The organism is Enterococcus spodopteracolus (genome assembly GCF_030441955.1).
GTDB classification, from domain to species: Bacteria; Bacillota; Bacilli; order Lactobacillales; family Enterococcaceae; genus Enterococcus_B; species Enterococcus_B spodopteracolus.
The window spans coordinates 1-1,050 of record NZ_JARJHD010000047.1 but is presented as its reverse complement, the minus strand read 5'-3'; the positions used below and the strand labels follow the sequence as shown (position 1 = coordinate 1,050).

The window sequence follows — 1,050 nt, the reverse complement described above, 5'->3', positions numbered from 1 at the left end:
AGCCGGACGCGGGCGCTCCAGCCGTACTCGGGGATGACCGGTTACAACGGCATTATCGCCCGTCTGCAACAGGCTGCCAGCGATCCGATGGTGGACGGCATTCTGCTCGATATGGACACGCCCGGCGGGATGGTGGCGGGGGCATTTGACTGCGCTGACATCATCGCCCGTGTGCGTGACATAAAACCGGTATGGGCGCTTGCCAACGACATGAACTGCAGTGCAGGTCAGTTGCTTGCCAGTGCCGCCTCCCGGCGTCTGGTCACGCAGACCGCCCGGACAGGCTCCATCGGCGTCATGATGGCTCACAGTAATTACGGTGCTGCGCTGGAGAAACAGGGTGTGGAAATCACGCTGATTTACAGCGGCAGCCATAAGGTGGATGGCAACCCCTACAGCCATCTTCCGGATGACGTCCGGGAGACACTGCAGTCCCGGATGGACGCAACCCGCCAGATGTTTGCGCAGAAGGTGTCGGCATATACCGGCCTGTCCGTGCAGGTTGTGCTGGATACCGAGGCTGCAGTGTACAGCGGTCAGGAGGCCATTGATGCCGGACTGGCTGATGAACTTGTTAACAGCACCGATGCGATCACCGTCATGCGTGATGCACTGGATGCACGTAAATCCCGTCTCTCAGGAGGGCGAATGACCAAAGAGACTCAATCAACAACTGTTTCAGCCACTGCTTCGCAGGCTGACGTTACTGACGTGGTGCCAGCGACGGAGGGCGAGAACGCCAGCGCGGCGCAGCCGGACGTGAACGCGCAGATCACCGCAGCGGTTGCGGCAGAAAACAGCCGCATTATGGGGATCCTCAACTGTGAGGAGGCTCACGGACGCGAAGAACAGGCACGCGTGCTGGCAGAAACCCCCGGTATGACCGTGAAAACGGCCCGCCGCATTCTGGCCGCAGCACCACAGAGTGCACAGGCGCGCAGTGACACTGCGCTGGATCGTCTGATGCAGGGGGCACCGGCACCGCTGGCTGCAGGTAACCCGGCATCTGATGCCGTTAACGATTTGCTGAACACACCAGTGTAAGGGATG

General features: G+C 60.7%; 1 protein-coding gene. It reads left to right on the top strand.

Going from position 1 to position 1,050, the window contains the following annotated elements:
* A partial coding sequence (locus P3R27_RS14340) for a S49 family peptidase (RefSeq protein ID WP_301399129.1) occupies positions 1–1,044 on the top strand: 1,044 nt, incomplete at its 5' end.
* Positions 1,045–1,050: the final 6 nt, after the last annotated feature.